Annotated in this window: 19 protein-coding genes; 11 read left to right on the forward strand and 8 right to left on the reverse strand. The window is 49.3% G+C overall.

The window, feature by feature from the left end; all coding sequences use genetic code 11:
- Positions 1–91 precede the first annotated feature (91 nt).
- Positions 92–1,207 carry a methyltransferase gene (locus ACTHUF_RS00915; protein ID WP_440406738.1) on the forward strand — a complete coding sequence of 372 codons (1,116 nt, stop codon included), beginning with the start codon at positions 92–94 and terminating at the stop codon, positions 1,205–1,207.
- 121 nt (positions 1,208–1,328) lie between these two features.
- Here ACTHUF_RS00915 and bfr (ACTHUF_RS00920) read toward each other — a convergent pair whose 3' ends face one another.
- A complete protein-coding gene (gene bfr, locus ACTHUF_RS00920; RefSeq protein WP_049349525.1) occupies positions 1,329–1,802 on the reverse strand; it encodes a bacterioferritin in 474 nt (157 codons plus the stop codon).
- 29 nt (positions 1,803–1,831) lie between these two features.
- Positions 1,832–2,296: a bacterioferritin gene (gene bfr, locus ACTHUF_RS00925; RefSeq protein ID WP_036491023.1), complete on the reverse strand. Its 465-nt coding sequence runs from the start codon at positions 2,294–2,296 to the stop codon at positions 1,832–1,834.
- 419 nt (positions 2,297–2,715) lie between these two features.
- Between bfr (ACTHUF_RS00925) and typA the strand changes: the two genes are divergently transcribed.
- Entirely contained in the window at positions 2,716–4,527 is a 1,812-nt protein-coding gene (typA, locus tag ACTHUF_RS00930; protein ID WP_003746523.1) for a translational GTPase TypA, read from the forward strand.
- A gap of 108 nt (positions 4,528–4,635) precedes the next feature.
- Here typA and ACTHUF_RS00935 read toward each other — a convergent pair whose 3' ends face one another.
- Positions 4,636–5,592: a cupin domain-containing protein gene (locus ACTHUF_RS00935; protein ID WP_296117560.1), complete on the reverse strand. Its 957-nt coding sequence runs from the start codon at positions 5,590–5,592 to the stop codon at positions 4,636–4,638.
- 130 nt (positions 5,593–5,722) lie between these two features.
- Between ACTHUF_RS00935 and ACTHUF_RS00940 the strand changes: the two genes are divergently transcribed.
- Together ACTHUF_RS00940 and ACTHUF_RS00945 are read left to right on the forward strand one after the other, a co-directional pair.
- Positions 5,723–6,058 carry a carboxymuconolactone decarboxylase family protein gene (locus tag ACTHUF_RS00940; RefSeq protein WP_315094825.1) on the forward strand — a complete coding sequence of 112 codons (336 nt, stop codon included), beginning with the start codon at positions 5,723–5,725 and terminating at the stop codon, positions 6,056–6,058.
- Between the two features lie 112 nt (positions 6,059–6,170).
- On the forward strand, positions 6,171–6,539 hold the full coding sequence (locus ACTHUF_RS00945; protein WP_003746517.1) for a rhodanese-like domain-containing protein: 369 nt from the start codon (positions 6,171–6,173) through the stop codon (positions 6,537–6,539).
- A gap of 54 nt (positions 6,540–6,593) precedes the next feature.
- Here ACTHUF_RS00945 and ACTHUF_RS00950 read toward each other — a convergent pair whose 3' ends face one another.
- Positions 6,594–6,932, reverse strand: coding sequence for a hypothetical protein (locus ACTHUF_RS00950; protein ID WP_315094822.1), 339 nt, complete (start codon positions 6,930–6,932; stop codon positions 6,594–6,596).
- Between the two features lie 98 nt (positions 6,933–7,030).
- Here ACTHUF_RS00950 and surE point away from each other — a divergent pair, with 98 nt between their 5' ends.
- From surE to htpX, 6 genes are all read left to right on the forward strand, one after another.
- Positions 7,031–7,786, forward strand: a complete 756-nt coding sequence (gene surE, locus ACTHUF_RS00955) for a 5'/3'-nucleotidase SurE (protein ID WP_315094820.1) — start codon at positions 7,031–7,033, stop codon at positions 7,784–7,786.
- A gap of 93 nt (positions 7,787–7,879) precedes the next feature.
- Complete coding sequence (locus tag ACTHUF_RS00960; protein ID WP_049343617.1) at positions 7,880–8,791, forward strand: peptidoglycan DD-metalloendopeptidase family protein; 912 nt, start codon at positions 7,880–7,882, stop codon at positions 8,789–8,791.
- Positions 8,792–8,869: 78 nt separating this feature from the next.
- Positions 8,870–10,393, forward strand: a complete 1,524-nt coding sequence (locus tag ACTHUF_RS00965; RefSeq protein WP_315094818.1) for a phospholipase D family protein — start codon at positions 8,870–8,872, stop codon at positions 10,391–10,393.
- Between the two features lie 43 nt (positions 10,394–10,436).
- Positions 10,437–10,970: a C40 family peptidase gene (locus ACTHUF_RS00970; protein ID WP_036491269.1), complete on the forward strand. Its 534-nt coding sequence runs from the start codon at positions 10,437–10,439 to the stop codon at positions 10,968–10,970.
- A 129-nt stretch (positions 10,971–11,099) separates the two neighbouring features.
- A complete protein-coding gene (hemF, locus tag ACTHUF_RS00975; protein WP_315094816.1) occupies positions 11,100–12,008 on the forward strand; it encodes an oxygen-dependent coproporphyrinogen oxidase in 909 nt (302 codons plus the stop codon).
- Positions 12,009–12,197: 189 nt separating this feature from the next.
- Positions 12,198–13,037, forward strand: a complete 840-nt coding sequence (gene htpX / locus ACTHUF_RS00980; protein WP_070849897.1) for a protease HtpX — start codon at positions 12,198–12,200, stop codon at positions 13,035–13,037.
- Between the two features lie 50 nt (positions 13,038–13,087).
- On the opposite strand, the gene hpnC is transcribed toward htpX, so the two are convergent.
- The 3 genes from hpnC to miaA are packed head-to-tail and all read right to left on the reverse strand — an operon-like array spanning position 13,088 to position 15,624.
- Positions 13,088–13,903, reverse strand: coding sequence for a squalene synthase HpnC (hpnC, locus tag ACTHUF_RS00985; protein ID WP_314058821.1), 816 nt, complete (start codon positions 13,901–13,903; stop codon positions 13,088–13,090).
- A gap of 53 nt (positions 13,904–13,956) precedes the next feature.
- A complete protein-coding gene (tadA, locus tag ACTHUF_RS00990) occupies positions 13,957–14,679 on the reverse strand; it encodes a tRNA adenosine(34) deaminase TadA (protein ID WP_440406743.1) in 723 nt (240 codons plus the stop codon).
- Between the two features lie 3 nt (positions 14,680–14,682).
- Positions 14,683–15,624, reverse strand: coding sequence for a tRNA (adenosine(37)-N6)-dimethylallyltransferase MiaA (miaA, locus tag ACTHUF_RS00995; RefSeq protein WP_315094809.1), 942 nt, complete (start codon positions 15,622–15,624; stop codon positions 14,683–14,685).
- Between the two features lie 217 nt (positions 15,625–15,841).
- On the opposite strand from miaA, the gene bioB reads away from it, so the two are divergent.
- Entirely contained in the window at positions 15,842–16,894 is a 1,053-nt protein-coding gene (gene bioB / locus ACTHUF_RS01000; protein WP_070814209.1) for a biotin synthase BioB, read from the forward strand.
- A gap of 44 nt (positions 16,895–16,938) precedes the next feature.
- On the opposite strand, the gene ACTHUF_RS01005 is transcribed toward bioB, so the two are convergent.
- Entirely contained in the window at positions 16,939–17,949 is a 1,011-nt protein-coding gene (locus ACTHUF_RS01005; protein WP_315094806.1) for an adenosine deaminase, read from the reverse strand.
- Between the last annotated feature and the right edge of the window lie 105 nt (positions 17,950–18,054).

The following is an 18,054-nucleotide window of genomic DNA, read 5'->3' on the forward strand; positions in this document are numbered from 1 at the left end:
GTCTAATTTAGACTATTAAAAGCCTCTCTCAAACCGAACACATCCTAAATATAGTAAACTAATCCCCTATTTCCCCGATTTGAAACACACTATGCCCCACACCATCCCTACCGACCGCGCCGACATCGAATGGCGCAACGAAAGCACACAAAAGCCGCCTAAGCAGGCGGTTTACATACAAGAAGCAGGCGCAGCAGAAATCTTAAAAAATGCCCACGCGCAAACTGCAACCGTTTGGACTGGCGATTTTCACAATGCCAAGCAAGTCTTGGCCGCAATGAAAAAACGTATCCGCAGGCCGTCTGAAAAAAAGAAAGGCGTACCTGCCGATATTCAGACGGCCTTTCATGCCCACCGTATGAAACAGGCACAACAAAGCCGTTTGCTCAATATGCTTGCCGTTGAAATCCAACCGAATTTTCAACTGGACAATGCACGCGCACCCGACATCTACGCCGCCCTGTGCGATGTTTACGACACACCAAACGACAAACCGTTTCTCTTACCGCTGAATCAACTGCTGGGTTTTATCGGCGCACACGAATGGCACAAAAAAGGCATAGACATTCCGCAGCTTAACGGAAAAATCCATGTTCCTTTCGGCGTATTCTCGCCACTGCGCGGCGAGTATTTGGATTTAATCGCACAAGCGCCAATCTCTCCCAATATTCAGACGGCCTTTGACATTGGTACCGGCTCAGGCGTTATTGCCGCAATTTTGGCCAAACGAGGCATATCCGACATCATTGCCACAGACACCAACTCCAAAGCAATTGCCTGCGCCACAGCAAACCTTGAGCGTCTAAACCTGGATAAAGCTGTCAGCATCCAATCGGTTGATTTATTTCCCGAAACTTGTGCCGACCTTATCGTCTGCAATCCGCCTTGGCTGCCGGCAAAACCGACCTCCACCATTGAAACTGCACTTTACGACCCAAACAATGCCATGTTGACAGCCTTCCTCAACGGCGTACACCAGCACTTAAATCCAAACGGCGAAGCCTGGCTGATTATTTCCGACCTGGCAGAACACTTGCATTTACGCGATAAAGACTTCCTAAACCAATGCTTTCAGACGGCCTCACTCGATGTCGTCGATATTCTGAAAACCAAGCCACAGCATAAAAAAGCAATTGATGAATCCGATCCTTTGGCATTTGCCAGAAACAAGGAAACTACCTATCTGTACCGTTTGAAAACAAAATAAAATCAAGGCCGTCTGAACATTCAGACGGCCTTTAAGCATTTTCATAAAAGAAAACGGCATATCCGTAAAGATATGCCGTTGATGGGAGCAGGGACTGCTATATTTGGCAGTGGTTTGTGTTTTAGTCCTCTTGCGCCGCTGTTTGCAGGTAGTTTGGCAGACCAACTTTGCCAATCAATTCCTGCTGAGTTTCAAGCCAGTCGATGTGTTCTTCGTTGATGTCTTTTTGTTTTTCCAACAAATCACGGCTGACGTAGTCTTGTTGCTCTTCTGCAAGGGCGATGGCTGCAACCAGAGCATCATGTTTTTCATACTCTTTTTTCAGATCGCAAGCAATGATTTCTTCGGTAGATTCACCGATCAACAATTTACCCAATTCTTGCAGATTAGGCAGGCCTTCCAAGAACAAAATACGCTCGATTAAATCGTCTGCAGATTTCATTTCGCGGATGGACTGTTTGTAGAAATGTTCGCCTAATTCTTCAAAGCCCCAGTTTTTCAAAATGCGGGCATGCAGGAAGTATTGGTTAATGGTAATCAGCAACAAACCTAAGTTTTTATTCAGTTCGCGAATAACTAAGCGATCGCCTTTCATATTCAGCTCCTTGTATGTTATACGCTAGATTACAGTTGGCTTTGGTAGTAGTTGCCTTCGCCAACCAATTCGATCAGACGCAGTTGTTGTTCCAACCAGTGAGCGTGATCTTCTTCAGTGTCTTTCAGTTGAGCAACCATCAAATCGCGAGTAACGTAGTCTTGAGCTTCTTCACACAGTTTGATGCCTTTTTTCAGCGCATCGCGCACTTCATATTCAGTGTTCAAGTCTGCTTTCAGGCAAGAGATTACGTCAGTACCGATGTTCAGTTCGGCACGAGTCATTTTAGGAGTACCGCCCAACATCAGGATACGACGGATGAAGTCTTCGGCGTGAGTAGTTTCTTCTTCCATCTCGTGGTTCAAACGTTCGAACAGTTTGTTGTAACCCCATTCAGAGTACAGACGAGAGTGGATAAAGTATTGGTCGCGAGCAGCCAGTTCACCGGACAACAATTCATTCATGTAATCAATAACTGCTTGGTTGCCTTGCATAATTCTTTCTCTTTCTTTTAAAAGTTGACGATCACGAAATGAAGATTCGTGTGTAGTTACGGAATGAGCGAATTGTATGCACAAGTAGCGGTTTTGACAAATTTTTTATTTAAAATACAAACAATTATCAAAAAATTTAACCCACCCCAAAGGCCGTCTGAAAAATTAATCCCCTGTTTTTAATAATATTTTTTTGACATTAGTATTAAGAATCCATTGCATTATTCAAAAACATTTACATTCGTTAACCATAAATAAAAGCAAATAATCCGGCAAAATCAATCAAATTTAATTATGAATTATTCTCAACTGCTTTTGCCTTATTTTTTTAAATCACCCATTCCGTCATCACTTGCGAATCGTGCTATAATTGCCAGTTATCTTTTTTTTAAGCAACCAGCTAAACCTTATAAATTATCATGAAACAAATCCGCAATATTGCCATCATCGCCCACGTCGACCATGGCAAAACCACATTAGTTGACCAATTGCTGCGCCAGTCCGGTACATTCCGTTCCAACCAACAAGTCGAAGAACGCGTCATGGACAGCAACGATCTTGAAAAAGAACGCGGCATTACCATTCTCGCTAAAAATACCGCCATCGAATACGAAGGCTACCACATCAACATCGTAGATACCCCGGGACACGCCGATTTTGGTGGCGAAGTGGAACGTGTATTGGGCATGGTCGACTGCGTCGTGCTGTTGGTTGACGCACAAGAAGGCCCTATGCCGCAAACCCGTTTCGTGACCAAAAAAGCCTTGGCTTTGGGTCTGAAACCGATCGTCGTCATCAATAAAATCGACAAACCGTCCGCCCGTCCAAGCTGGGTTATCGACCAAACATTCGAATTGTTCGACAGCTTAGGTGCAACAGACGAACAATTGGACTTCCCTATCGTTTATGCTTCCGGCCTCTCCGGTTTTGCCAAATTGGAAGAAACCGACGAGAGCAACGATATGCGTCCTCTGTTTGAGACCATCTTAAAACACACGCCTGCACCAAGCGGCAGCGCGGACGAAACGCTGCAACTGCAAATTTCCCAACTGGACTACGACAACTACACCGGCCGCCTCGGTATCGGCCGCATCCTGAACGGCCGCATCAAACCCGGCCAAGTCGTTGCCGTCATGAATCATGAAGAACAAGTCGCCCAAGGCCGTATCAATCAGCTGTTGGGCTTCCAAGGCTTGGAACGCGTACCTTTGGAGGAAGCTGAAGCCGGCGACATCGTGATTATTTCCGGTATCGAAGACATCGGTATCGGTGTAACCATTACCGACAAAGACAACCCTAAAGGCTTGCCGATGTTGAGCGTGGACGAGCCGACACTGACCATGGACTTTATGGTCAATACTTCTCCTTTGGCCGGCACTGAAGGCAAATTCGTAACTTCCCGCCAAATCCGCGACCGCCTGCAAAAAGAATTGCTGACCAACGTTGCCCTGCGTGTTGAAGACACTGCCGATGCCGACGTCTTCCGCGTTTCCGGCCGCGGCGAATTGCACTTAACCATTTTGTTGGAAAACATGCGCCGCGAAGGTTTTGAATTGGCAGTCGGCAAACCGCGCGTGGTATTCCGTGAAATTGACGGTCAAAAATGCGAGCCTTACGAAAACCTGACTGTGGATGTGCCGGATGAAAACCAAGGCGCGGTCATGGAAGAACTCGGCCGCCGCCGTGGCGAATTGACCAATATGGAAAGCGACGGTAACGGTCGTACACGTTTGGAATACCATATTCCTGCACGCGGCCTGATCGGTTTCCAAGGTGAATTTATGACCTTGACCCGCGGTACCGGCTTGATGAGCCACGTTTTTGACGACTATGCTCCGGTTAAACCTGATATGCCCGGCCGACACAATGGTGTATTGGTTTCTCAAGAGCAAGGTGAAGCCGTTGCTTACGCCCTGTGGAACTTGGAAGACCGCGGCCGTATGTTCGTTTCTCCAAACGATAAAGTCTACGAAGGCATGATTATCGGTATCCACAGCCGTGATAACGACTTGGTGGTAAACCCTCTGAAAGGCAAAAAACTGACCAACATTCGTGCCAGCGGTACAGATGAAGCCGTCCGCCTAACCACACCTATCAAATTGACTTTGGAAGGCGCAGTTGAGTTTATCGACGATGACGAACTGGTTGAAATCACGCCACAATCAATCCGCCTGCGTAAACGCTACCTGAGCGAGTTGGAACGCCGCCGCCATTTCAAAAAACTGGACTAATTCTGTTTGATTGATACGTTTTAAAATTGAGGCCGTCTGAAAAGTGTTTTAGAAATCTTAGATTTCATTTTTACACTTTCAGACGGCCTTTTATCTTTTATAATTTGCTCAAATAAAATAAATCGACATTTCTTCCGCCTGCACCGCCGCTTCATCAGGTCGGTCATTTTTACGATATTGCCCCGGCGATATCCCATATTGCTTTTTAAATGCCTTACCAAAATGCGTTTCCGATTGAAAACCGACCGAAAGAGCAACCGATAAAACCGAATCCGCCGTCTGCTTCAACAATAACGCCCCCTGCTGCAAGCGGATGCTGTTAACAAAGGCATGCGGGCTTGTTCCCGTCTGCTGTTTAAATACCCGCATCAATTGGGCGCGGGACAAATTGGCCATCGCAGTCATTTTCTCAATATTCCATTCTTCTTCCGGTTTTTCGACGACTGCCTGAAGCAAATTCCGCAAACGTTTATCCTGCCAACCATTCAGCAAACCGCTTAATTGCGCTTCCTCATTTTTCTCCAAACAGGCACGAAGCAGAAATACCAGCAACACCGAAGCCAATGCATTCACAACCGCTACCGAGCCGGATAAAGCCTGACTGCTCTCATATTGCAATAAGGTCACCAAATACTGCAAAGACGGATGGTTGATGTTCAATAAAACGGTATCAGGCAGTCCCGTCATCATATCCGCCTGCGCTTCATATTCAAACCGTGCGCAAAAAAGATGCAAAGCCGCCTCCCCACCGGCATGACTTTGCTTGACTTTAAATGCACCATTCTCAGCCGTCAGCACGCGAACACCGAAATTTTCACAACTGCTGTCGCTGCTCAAAGTATGCCCAACGCTGCGCGGAAAGAAAATAATATCCCCCGCACTCAGCAGCCTGGCCTCTTGCTCCCCATCAATTCGGATATAGCCCGAACCGGCGGTTACGATATGCACCAAACCATGCGCACGCTTGGGCTCATGCCGCACATACCACTCCCCTTGAAACAGGCACTGAACATCCACACTGCCCTTTATCTGCGCCAATTCGACCAGTCTATCTAAAATATCCATAGTGTTTTTTACCAATAAATGAGATGTTTTGACGATTTAATTCATCTGATTATTGCAATAATACACATACTAAACACAAACGGATAGGATTTTTTGATTCTTATCCGAATACATCAAGAAAGGAAATATCATGTTTAAAGATTGGCCTGAACACACAGCCTTGGTAAAAAAATCATTCGGCGAATTGGGCAAAAGCCATCCTAAAATGCTGCAAGCCTACGGCGCGCTGGAACAAGCAGCCGCTGCCGAAGCACTGGATGCCAAAACACGCGAACTGATCGCCATTGCCGTTGCCATTACCACACGTTGCGAAAGCTGCATCAGCGTGCACGCCGCCGCCGCCGCCAAAGCAGGTGCAACCGAAAGCGAAATCGCCGGCGCATTGGCCACCGCTATCGCCCTGAACGCAGGTGCTGCTTATACATACGCTTTGCGCGCCTTAGAAGCAGTAGAAACCCAGCGCTAATCAGCTTGTAAAATCAGGCCGTCTGAAAGACAACTCCCCTTTCAGACGGCCTGATGAAATGCTAAACTGATATAGTTATTATATTATTTTCTATCTAACAGGAGATTGAATCATGAAGAAACTGCTGACCGCCGTACTTTTTGCCGCCGCTATCGCCACTCCTTTGGCCGCTTCCGCTGCCTCTATGCCTAAAGTTGAAAAAAGCGCGGCACAACCTGCAAAAGCAAAAGGCGTTTGGATTGATGTCCGCTCTGCTGAAGAATTCAAAGAAGGCCATTTGCAAGGTGCGCTCAATATTCCACACGACCAAATCGTTGAACGCATCAAATCCGTCAGCCCGGATAAAAACGCACCGGTCAACCTCTACTGCCGCAGCGGCCGCCGAGCAGAAGCCGCGCTGACCGAACTGAAAAAAGCCGGTTACACCAACGTAACCAACCATGGCGGTTATGAAGACTTGGTGAAAAAAGGTTTGAAATAAATCTAGTTGATTTTAAAAAGGCCGCCTGAAATTTTTCAGACGGCCTTTATTGCATTACAGGCAGCAACTTCCAAATCTCAAACGTTTGCTGAGACCGGTTTCATGAATCAATTGTTTGATAACCAAAATATTGGTGTTATCGGACAACGCGCGAATGCTGTGCGCCTCCATCGGCTCAAGTCGGATAACTTGCAAGCCTTCGGTTTGCAAAACTTGATCCACCGTTTTGATTTCGGCTTTGCCGTTTAAAACCAAAAGCAAAATAATCGCATCCGTCTCATATGCCGGAATTTCATTATTCTTCTGCAGTGAAAGCTGAACAATCTCCTGATTGCCGTCTGAAGCAATCACGCCGCCCAATAAAGCTTTGGGGTTTAATTCATAATGTTTCATTATTATCCTTTCCGCCCAAACGTTGCCGATTCATGGACAATCGCTCAAGCAAACCAGTACAATACCGCCCATCTTACTGATAGACACAATATTGTCACATGAACATATTAATCTCAAACGACGATGGTTATCTTGCGCCCGGTTTGGCTGTTTTGGCAAGAGTATGTGCAGAATTTGCCAATGTCAGGGTGGTTGCACCCGAACGCGATCGCAGCGGCGTCAGTAATTCCCTGACTTTAGACCGCCCTTTACAACTGAAACAGGCGGGAAACGGGTTTTACTATGTGAATGGCACGCCCACCGACTGCATTCATGTCGGCCAGCATGCCCTTGCCGATTTCAAACCCGACTTAGTCTTATCCGGCATTAACAACGGCGCAAACATGGGCGACGATACGCTTTATTCCGGTACGGTTGCCGCCGCAACGGAAGCCTTTCTGATGGGCATTCCCGCTATTGCCTTTTCGCTTGCCGATTCCAGCGGCCGTTATTGGGAAACCGCGGAAAAAGCCGCTTGGATGCTGCTTTCCTACTTTCTCAAACGCCCTATTTCCAAACCCATCTTATGGAATATCAATATCCCTGCCGTCGCACCTGAGGATATCCAAGGCATAAAAATAACACGGCTCGGCCGTCGCCATCATGAACAAAGCATTGTTCCCATGTATAATCCACGTGGCGAACAAATTTATTGGATTGGGCCGGTCGGCGATGTTTCCGACAGCGAAGAAGGTACCGACTTTGGCGAATGCGCGGCCGGCTTCATCACAATTACCCCCCTGCAAGTCGATTTGACTGCCTACGGACAAATGGAGCAAACCGCTTCCTTTTGGTCAGAAATCCCTACGCCTTAACAGTCCCTAACAGCCGAACACTTGAGAAACAAGCATATTTTTATTATGATATGCCCCGACGAGAACAATTACCCGAATACGAAAGTCATTAACATGTTGAAAAAAAGTGTATCTTATGCCGGATCGGCAGCTTTGGTTTTATTACTTGCAGCCTGTGCCAGCCAACAACCGGCTCCTGTAGTCGTCGGCACACAAAGCGGTGGTTCAACAACAAGCTCTACTGCTGACAATCCTTACGGTGCCGCGCCTTACAATACCAACACCAGCCCTGCGGCAGATGCGCCATACACTCCGCCGGCAAGTACACCTGCTCCAACGTACAACAGCGGCAGCACTGGCACTTATACGCCTTCTTATGCGCCTGTCGATATTAATGCAGCGACACATACCGTCGTTCGCGGTGATACCGTTTACAACATCTCCAAACGCTACAACATTACCCAAGACAATCTGCGTGCATGGAATAACTTGGCCGACAACACCATTAGCGTTGGCCAAACCCTGCGCGTAAAACCTGAAGGCTACGTTGCACCGGCAGCTTCTGCAAGCAAACCTTCTACCCCAACAACTACAACCACTGCTCCGACTCCAAGCACGCCTGCCAATACACCGACCGTGTCTACCGGCAGCAGCCGCAACGTCAGCGGCATTACATGGCAACGTCCAACTACCGGTAACGTTATTGCCAACTTCGGCGGCAGCAACAAAGGCGTGGATATTGCCGGTACACAAGGCCAGCCTGTCGTTGCAGCGGCAGACGGTAAAGTCGTTTACGCAGGCTCAGGCTTGCGCGGTTACGGCAACTTGGTCATCATTCAACACAATTCCTCATTCTTGAGCGCATACGGCCACAACCAACGCCTGCTGGTTAATGAAAATCAAACCGTGAAACGCGGTCAAACCATTGCGCACATGGGTAATACCGATGCATCCCGCACCCAGTTGCACTTTGAGATCCGTCAAAACGGCAAACCGGTCAATCCGGCAAATTATGTTGCCTTCTAAGCTGATTCAAGCAACCTAATTTCAATTCAATCCCTGCCTAAATGTCATTTAGGTAGGGATTGTTTGTACCGGTTTCCCATGAAATTTCATCTTCCTCTTCTTTATACCCTGCTATTGGGCGGTTGCGCCGCGTTTTTGCCATCATTGGACGAACGCACCCAAAGCAGTTATCTTGACATCCCTTCAACGCCGCGACTGGACAGCGCCTTGGGTATTCCTCCTACCCCTTCCAAGGCCGATATTTCCCATATCTATCTGCTGAACGATGCCCATGAAGCCTTTGTCGCCCGAGCTGCCCTGATTGAATCCGCCGACCATACCCTTGATTTACAGTACTATATCTGGCACAACGACATCTCCGGCAAGCTTTTGTTCAACCTGATTCATCGCGCGGCCGAACGCGGTGTCCGTGTGCGTTTACTTCTGGACGACAACAACACCAACGGCATGGATGATCTCCTGCTGGCACTCGACAATCATCCCAATATCGAAGTCCGTCTGTTTAATCCCTTTATTTTCAGAAAATGGCGTGCACTCGGCTATATTGCCGACTTCCCACGGCTCAACCGCCGGATGCACAACAAATCGTTTACCGCCGACAACCGTGCCACCATTTTAGGCGGCCGCAATATCGGCGACGAATATTTTAAGGTTAACGACGATACCATCTTTGCCGACCTCGATATCCTCGCCACAGGCCGCGTAGTAACCGAAGTTTCCCAAGACTTCGACCGCTACTGGTCAAGCCATTCCGCCTATAACGCGACCAGTGTCATCAAACGGGGAAACCTGCAAAAAGGACTGGCCGAACTTAATTACACCGACCAAGATAAAAATCAAACGCTCATCCGCTATCGCCAAAGCATCGAACACTCCAGCCTCTATCAAAAAATGCAGAGCAACCTTATGGAGTGGCAAAGCGTCAGCACACGCTTGATCAGCGATGATCCGGCCAAAGGCTTAGACCGTGACCGGCATAAACCGCCTATTTCCGAACGCCTGCAAGACGCCCTCAAGCAACCCGAAAAAAGCGTTTACCTTGTCTCGCCCTATTTTGTACCCACAAAATCAGGTGTCAAAGCCATAGAAAAACTGATACACAACGGCGTGGACGTTACCGTCCTGACCAATTCGCTCCAAGCAACCGACGTTGCCGCCGTCCATTCGGGCTACGTCAAATACCGCAAGCCCTTGCTCAAAGCCGGGGTCAAACTATACGAACTCCAACCCAATCATGCCGTTCCGACCACCAAAGACCGCGGCTTGACCGGTAGCTCCGCCACCAGCTTGCACGCCAAAACATTCATCGTGGATGAAAAACGCATTTTCATCGGTTCATTCAACCTTGACCCACGTTCCGCACGGCTCAATACCGAAATGGGTGTCGTCATCGAAAGTCCCGAAATCGCAGGCCAAATGCAGCGCACCCTCGTTACAACCACCCCAAACTACGCCTATCAGGTAACGCTTGGCAATTACAATAAACTATACTGGTATGACCCTAGTGAAAAACGAACTTACGCACAAGAACCAGAAGCCAAATTCTGGAAACGGGTTACTTCAAAAATCCTGTCCATCCTGCCCATAGAAGGATTATTATAGAGGCCGTCTGAAAACATAAATCATGCGGCCGGAGGAATTCATCATGTCTCGACTCATCTGCAAAACCCTATTTGTTTGTACCGCCGGCCTATTGTTGGCCTCCTGCGGCACCACTGGCAAACACAAATCCCACAAGCCGCAAACAACCGCCAGAAAAGTCCAACCTGTCCGCATTTCCCATATCGACCGCACACAAGGTTCGCAGGAATTAATGCTTCACAGCATGGGTCTGATCGGCACGCCCTACAAATGGGGCGGCAGCACTACAGCCACAGGCTTTGACTGCAGCGGCATGATCCAATTCGTCTATAAAAACGCCCTCAATGTTAATCTGCCACGCACCGCACGCGATATGGCCGCCGCCAGCCGTAAAATTTCCGATGACAAATTAAAAGCCGGCGACCTGGTCTTTTTCAACACCGGCGGCGCACACAAATATTCCCATGTCGGCCTCTACATCGGCAACGGCGAATTCATCCACGCCCCCAGCAGCGGCAAAACCATCAAAACCGAAAAACTTTCCACCCCGTTTTACGCCAAAAACTATTTGGGCGCACATACCTTTTTTACTGAATAAATCAAGGCCGTCTGAAAGGTATCGCAGCATCATCGATACCTTTCAACCTATTGCTGATGAATGAAGCTTGGTTACAAGATAGGCCTGTGCAAAAATTTGCCCATAACAAAACACCATCAAGGAAATATCATGCACACAGAATCTGTTCTAACCCTCCTCAAAACCCTGCAAAACCAAATCTGCGCCGCGTTGGAGCAAGAAGATGGCGAAGCCGAATTTGTGCATGAAGCATGGACGGGGAAACTGGGCATCGGCGAAACACGCGTATTGAAAAACGGCGCGGTATTCGAGCAGGCCGGTGTGAATTTTTCGCATGTAAAGGGAAGCAAAATGCCCGCTTCGGCGACGGCGCACCGTCCTGAATTGGCAGGCGTGGCGTTTGAAGCCATGGGCGTGTCGCTGGTCATTCATCCAAAAAATCCTTATGTGCCGACCAGCCATGCGAACGTGCGCTTTTTTATTGCCTATCCTGAAAATGCCGAACCGGTTTGGTGGTTCGGCGGCGGCTTTGATTTGACGCCGTTTTATCCTTTTGAAGAAGATATTGTGCATTGGCACACCGTAGCGCGAGACGTATGCGCGCCATTTGGCGAATCGGTTTATCCTGAATTCAAACAATGGTGTGACGAATATTTCTACTTGAAACACCGTAACGAAACACGCGGCGTGGGCGGTCTGTTTTTTGACGATTTAAACCGCTGGGATTTCGATACCTGCCTGAATTTTATCAAGGCGGTCGGAGAAGGCTATATCACAGCGTATCTGCCGATTGTGGCCAAACGCAAAAACACGCCTTATGGGGAACGTGAACGCGACTTCCAACTCTACCGCCGCGGACGCTATGTCGAATTTAACTTGGTTTGGGACAGAGGCACGCTGTTCGGCCTGCAAAGCGGCGGACGCACGGAAAGCATTTTGATGTCCATGCCACCTTTGGTACGCTTTGAGTATCAATATGCGCCGGAAGAAGGTTCACCCGAAGCACGCCTCAATCAATTCCTCATACCGCGCAACTGGCTGAAAGAAGCCGGCAGATAGTTTTACCTATCAAAGGCCGTCTGAAAAGCGATTCTCACTGGTTGAGACTGCCTTTTCAGACGGCCTTTGCTTCAATTGCTTTGAATTTGCATACCTTTGCCTATCATGCTGTTTCATCTCTATAGAGTTTTTGAGACAATGCGCCCATATAAAAATCACCTCACAAACCACACTAAAAAGGAATAATCGGTGAAACGCATTTTCTTGTTTATCGCAACCAATATCGCCGTTTTGGTTGTCATCCGTGTTGTTTTGGCCATCTTGGGCATCAACAGTACCGACCAAGTCGGCAGCCTGTTGGCGTATTCCGCAGTTGTCGGCTTCAGCGGCTCGATTGTCTCCCTGCTGATGTCGAAAACCATCGCCAAACATTCGGTCGGCGCCGTCGTCATCGACCAACCCCAAAGTGAAGAAGAAGCTTGGCTGTTGGCAACTGTTGAAGCGCAAGCCCGCCAATGGAATCTGAAAACGCCGGAAGTCGCCATTTACAACTCGCCCGAGCCTAACGCCTTCGCAACCGGTGCCACCAAAAACAGCTCGCTCGTCGCTGTCAGTACCGGCCTGCTCGACCACATGACCCGCGATGAAGTCGAAGCCGTTTTGGCGCATGAAATGGCACACGTCGGCAACGGCGATATGGTAACGCTGACGCTGATTCAAGGTATTGTGAATACTTTTGTCGTCTTCTTGGCGCGTATCGTTTCCAGCATGGTGGCGCGCAACAATGACGGCAGCACTTCTCAAAGCACATATTTCATGGTCAGCATGGTCTTGCAGGTTGTATTCGGCTTCCTTGCCAGCATTATTGTGATGTGGTTCAGCCGCCAACGCGAATACCGCGCCGATGCGGGTGCTGCAAAACTGGTGGGCGCGCCGAAAATGATTGCCGCCCTGCAACGCTTGAAAGGCAACCCCAGCGATTTGCCGCAAACCATGACGGCAATGGGCATTGCCAGCGATGCCAAAGACTCTTGGTTCAGCACCCATCCTTCTTTGGACAACCGTATCAGCCGTTTGAAAAACCGCTAATCGAAAACATCAAGGCCGTCTGAAACATTAAGTTCAGACGGCCTTTTTTTTTATTTCTTCAGCAAAGCCCGTTTGATGATAATCATCCAGTCTTTCTTATCCAACAACGGCCGCTGGTTAAACACATCATATTTGCAACCGTCCAGCTTCTGCAAAATCAACTGGCCGCCGACAATAATCATGCGCAACTCAAAACCGATTCGTCCTTTGAGGGTTTTGCCCAACGGCGAGCCGGCCTTCAGCATTTGAAAAGCACGTTGACACTCATGCGCCATCAATCGTTGAAAAGCAAAGTCGGCTTTGCCGGCCGCAATCTGCTCTTCGCTGACTTTGAACTTCTGCAAATCTTCCTGAGGGATGTACACGCGACCTTTCTGCCAATCTACCGCCACGTCCTGCCAGAAATTAATCAGCTGCAAGGCAGTGCAAATGCCGTCGCTTTGCGCCATACTCACTTCATCGGTTTGCCCGTACAAATGCAGCATAATGCGCCCCACCGGATTGGCGGACAAGCGGCAATAGGCAATCAATTCGCCAAAGTTTTCATAACGGGTTTTGACCACATCCTGACTGAACGCCGCCAGCAGATCGTAAAACGGCTGCAACGGCAATTGAAACGGCACAATCGCTTCGTTATACAAACGCTGCATCAAAGCCGTTTGCGGTTTCCCTCCTTGTGCAATACGGTCTAACTCTGCCTTTAGTTCGTCCAGTTGGCGCAGGCGTTCGGCTGCTTCGGCATTGCCTTCGTCGGCAATATCGTCCGCCGTCCGTGCAAAAGCGTAAACGGCGTGAACCGGCTTACGCAAACGGCGCGGCAGCACAATGGAGCCGACTGGGAAATTTTCGTAATGATTGACTGACATGGGAAATCCGAAAATTTAAAATAAAGTATTTTTGCTGACAGGCCGTCTAAAATTCAGACGGCCTTACGTTTGACCGCAAAGAAATCCTGCAATACGCTTTGGCATTCTTCTGCCAATATGCCGCCCAAAATTGCGGTATGCTTGTTCAGACGTTTGTCGGCAAACAAATCAACCACGCTGCCTGCCGCGCCGGTTTTGGGTTCGGCCACACCATAAATCACGCGCCCGACCCGTGCCTGTATCAAGGCAGAGGCGCACATGGTGCAAGGTTCTAAGGTGATGTACACGTCGCAATCTTCCAAGCGGTAGTTTTGCAAGGCTTTTCCTGCGGCGGCAAGCACGTTGATTTCGGCGTGGTGACTGACATTGTGGTCGCCAATGCAGGTATTGTGTGCCGCTGCGATTACCTCGCCTTGATATACGATGACCGCGCCAACGGGCACTTCGCCCAATGCTGCCGATTGTCTGGCCTGTTCTATTGCCAGCCGCATAAAGGCTTCCATATCGTTTTGCGAAGGGAAAACGGCAACAGGCGGATGGTTTTTTAATGCTTCGCCCAGCTCCGTCTTTCTCTCCTCGGAAATATGCCGGACATCCACACCTGAAACCAACGCATCCAGTTGCCACAAGGTGCTTTTGGTTATGGTCAAACCCGATGCTTTCAGCAATAGAAATGCGCGGACTGCGCCGATTTTTTGCAAATCTTCCAGTGTGTAAATACCTAATTCTTTTAATGCAGCCAATGTTTTAGGCGCGAGTGGTGGCGTGGTCAGCATGGATTATTCCTGAAAATGCCGACGCGCCAAGGCCAAGGCCGTCTGAATATAATCGCTGTCTGCATAAGGGTCTAACGTGTGCGCCAAAGGAATTTTCCGCAGCCAGGTCAACTGGCGTTTGGCAAGCTGGCGCGTGGCGACAATGCCTTTTTCGACAAAGCTTTCATAATCGGTTTCGCCTTCGAGATAATCCCAAGCCTGACGGTAGCCCACGCAGCGCATAGACGGCATGTCGGCATGTAGCTGCGGATAATTGCGGCGTAAGGCGTGCATTTCATTGAGGAAACCGTGTTCCAACATATTTAAAAAGCGTTTTTCGATTTGGCGGTGTAATAAATGACGGTCTTCGGGAATCAGGGCAACCGTGCATAAATCCAATAAAGGCGCGGCCTGCTTCTGCTCTGTGAAATGTTCGCTCAAAGGCTTGCCGGTCAGAAGATAGACTTCCAAAGCGCGTTCAATACGCTGGCTGTCATTGGCTTTCAGACGGCCTGCCGTAATCGGGTCAACTTCCTGCAAACGGCGATACAGGCCTGCCAGACCGTGTTCGTTCTTTTCCGCCTGAAGCTGTGCGCGCACCGCCGCATCCGCGCCGGGCAAATCGTTCAAACCTTCCGTCAGTGCGTGGAAATACATCATCGTACCGCCGACAATCAGCGGATAGCGTCCGCGCGCATGTATTTCGTTCACCAAGCGCACGCAGTCGCCGACAAAATCCGCCGCGCTGTAACTTTCCAGCGGCGAGATAATATCAATCAAATAATGCGGTACGGCGGCAAGCTCTTCGGCAGTCGGCTTGGCCGTACCGATATCCATGCCGCGATACACCAGCGCGGAATCCAAACTGATGATTTCTACCGGCAACGATTGGGCAATATTTAAGGCCAGTGCGGTTTTACCGCCGGCAGTCGGGCCGAGTACGGCGAAGGCTTTGGGCGCGTTCATAAGAAAACGGAAAAATTAAAAATGCGATTATAGCAAACCCGGGCAGACCATATTTCAGGCCGTCTGAAACATTTGCCCTACATTATCAAAAGCGTTACACTTGCTGCGCCGTTTCAGACGGCCTTTTATATTGATTTCAAACCTGCTGCTGCCGTCATTGCGCCGGCAGTCAAGCCATCAGCGACACTGCGCCGCTGTAAACACGAAAGAACACACTATGACCGTATCTCCCGTAGCCTTGCGCCGTCAAACCGAGCGCAAGCCGCATCCGACTGCGCGTTATTGGAAAAAATGCGATGTCGAGGCTTTGTTTGGACTGCCTTTTCTCGACCTCGTTTTCCAAGCCGCCGAAATCCACCGCCAAAACTTCAATCCGCGCGAAATCCAACTCTCCACCCTGCTCTCCATCAAAACCGGCGGTTGCCCCGAAGACTGCGCCTACTGTCCGCAATCGGCACACCACAACACCAATCTGGGCAAAGAGCAGATGATGGACGTGGACGAAATCGTCGAAAAAGCCAAAATTGCCCAATCGCGCGGCGCCAGCCGTTTCTGCATGGGTGCGGCATGGCGCGGCCCTAAACCTAAAGACGTGGCTGTCGTTTCCGAAATCATCAGCGCGGTGAAAAGCTTGGGCATGGAAGTGTGCGGTACCTTCGGCATGCTCGAAGACGGCATGGCTGAAGACTTCAAAAAAGCCGGCCTGGACTACTACAACCACAACCTCGACACCGACCCCGACCGCTACAACGACATCATCCACACCCGCAAACACGAAGACCGCATGGATACTTTAGGCAAAGTCCGCAATGCCGGTTTGAAAGTCTGCTGCGGCGGCATCGTCGGCATGAACGAGACCCGCGCCGAACGCGCAGGCCTGATTGCCAGCCTTGCCAACCTCGACCCGCAGCCCGAAAGCGTGCCGATTAACCAGTTGGTCAAAGTGGAAGGCACGCCGCTGGCCGATGCCGAAGATTTGGACTGGACGGAATTTGTCCGTACCATCGCCGTCGCGCGCATTACCATGCCGCACAGTTACGTCCGCCTGTCCGCTGGCCGCAGCAATATGCCGGAATCCATGCAGGCCATGTGTTTCATGGCTGGCGCAAACTCGATTTTCTACGGCGACAAACTGCTGACTACGGGCAATCCGGACGAAGACGGCGACCGCCTGCTGATGGAAAAATTGAATTTGTATCCGCTGCGCTTTGAATTGGAAGAAGAATACAAAGCCGCGCAGGAAACGCCTAAAATTAAAGTCGACTATTAACCGCCATAATAAAAGGCCGTCTGAAACTTTCAGACGGCCTTTTATCATGATTCAACATGAAAACCTTCAATCTTCCGTATCCATTTTTCCTTTTCCGCCTCGCTCAAAAACGAAGCTCGGAACGAATTGGCGCACAAGGTTTTGATTTCTTCCGCACTCAAATCCAAAGCCTCGGCAAGCGCTTCAAAATTGCGGTTCATATAGCCGCCGAAATACGCCGGATCATCGGAATTGACGGTTACCAACACGCCGCGTTGCAACATACGGCGCAAATTGTGTTTCGCCATCTCCGGAAATACTTTCAATTTCAAATTGCTCAACGGGCAAACGGTCAACGGCATTTGTTCTTTAATCAAACGCGTCATCAATGCCTCGTCTTCTTCTGCCCGTACGCCATGATCGATACGGCGGACATGCAGCAAGTCCAAAGCCTCGTAAACATATTCCGGCGGGCCTTCTTCTCCGGCATGCGCCACCGTCAACAAACCCTCCGCCCGCGCCTGTGCAAACACGCGCTCAAACTTGGACGGCGGATGCCCCAGTTCGCTCGAATCCAAGCCTACGCCAATGATGTGTTCTTTATAAGGCAAAGCCTGATTTAACGTTTCAAATGCGCTTTCTTCCGACAAATGTCGCAGGAAACACATAATCAAACGCGTACTTATGCCCCATTGCTGCCCGGCTTCACGGCAGGCGCGGACAATGCCGTTAATCACGGTTTCAAATACCACGCCCCGCGCAGTATGGGTTTGCGGATCGAAAAATATTTCCGTATGCACGACATTGTCTTCGCGACAACGCTCAATATACGCGCGGGTCAAATCGTAAAAATCCGCCTCGTGCAACAATACGCCGGCACCGGCATAATAAATATCCAAAAACGACTGCAAATTTTGAAAATCATAAGCCTGCCGTACCGCATCGACATTTTCATAAGGAATCGCTATACGGTTGCGCTTGGCGATTTCAAACATCAATTCCGGCTCGAACGTCCCTTCGATATGGACGTGCAGCTCGGCTTTGGGCAGGGCTTGGATAAGTTGTTTGATATTCATATTTTCTCTGTTTTTCGGTTTATATTTAATATTGAAGGCCGTCTGAAACTTTCAGACGGCCTTTGACCATTTATCTGTTAAAAACCATTTTCCATCATGATAATC

The organism is Neisseria sp. P0024.S006, from assembly GCF_051956595.1.
Classification (GTDB): Bacteria; Pseudomonadota; Gammaproteobacteria; order Burkholderiales; family Neisseriaceae; genus Neisseria.